At 61.8% G+C, this 689-nt stretch carries 1 protein-coding gene; it reads right to left on the reverse strand.

All coding sequences use genetic code 11. From position 1 onward, the window contains the following. A partial coding sequence (locus IE111_RS24395) for a hypothetical protein (protein ID WP_189613872.1) occupies positions 1 to 689 on the reverse strand: 689 nt, incomplete at both ends.

A 689-nucleotide genomic window follows, 5' to 3' on the forward strand; every position in this document is an offset into this window, starting at 1 on the left:
TCCTCGTGATCGTACTCCTTGCGCGGGCCATTGTAACCGGGGTTGCGTTTGGTGTTGTAGCTGCCGTCCGCGCCTCGGAACCAGTGATGCCCGTTGGGGGCGGGTGGTAGTAATGCTTCCGGAACTTCGCCGATCAGCCGCTGACGAACGGGACCGACACTACCATCCAATGCCAGATGCGTCGGCGCGTTCACGCCTTTGAACTGCAGGCCGTATTTTACGGCGGCGTCGAATAAGGTTTTCGCGGCGGTGGCGCGCACTGCGCCTTTGGCCACGGTCAGCTCCGGTGTTTTAAAGCGTCCGGCCTGGGCATCGCCCGAGTACGCGCCCAGGCCGAGCGCAGCACCGCCGATGAAGTATTTGCTGCGCATCAGTGCCAGGAAGGCCTGGCCGGAGTGGATGAGCCAGCCTTCGATGGGCACGAAGAAGGTGGCGACGGTGAACAGGGCCTGGTCGATCCATTCCAGCAGTTCGCGGTTCACGTGCCGGTAAGGGATCAGGTTCGCGTCCTTCTGCGCCTCGTAGAGGTCGTCCAGCCGGTCGTCGAGGGCGTCCTTGGTGCGTTCCAGAACGGCGGTAACGAACTTTTCCTCGGTCGGGAAGAGGTTGTAGCGCAGCCACCACGGGTCCCGGGGGACATTTTCCTTTAACGCTTCCAGTTCTTCCAGATCCTGGATCAGCTTCTGCAC

The sequence above is a fragment of the Saccharospirillum salsuginis genome (assembly GCF_014651855.1).
Lineage (GTDB): Bacteria > Pseudomonadota > Gammaproteobacteria > Pseudomonadales > Natronospirillaceae > Saccharospirillum > Saccharospirillum salsuginis.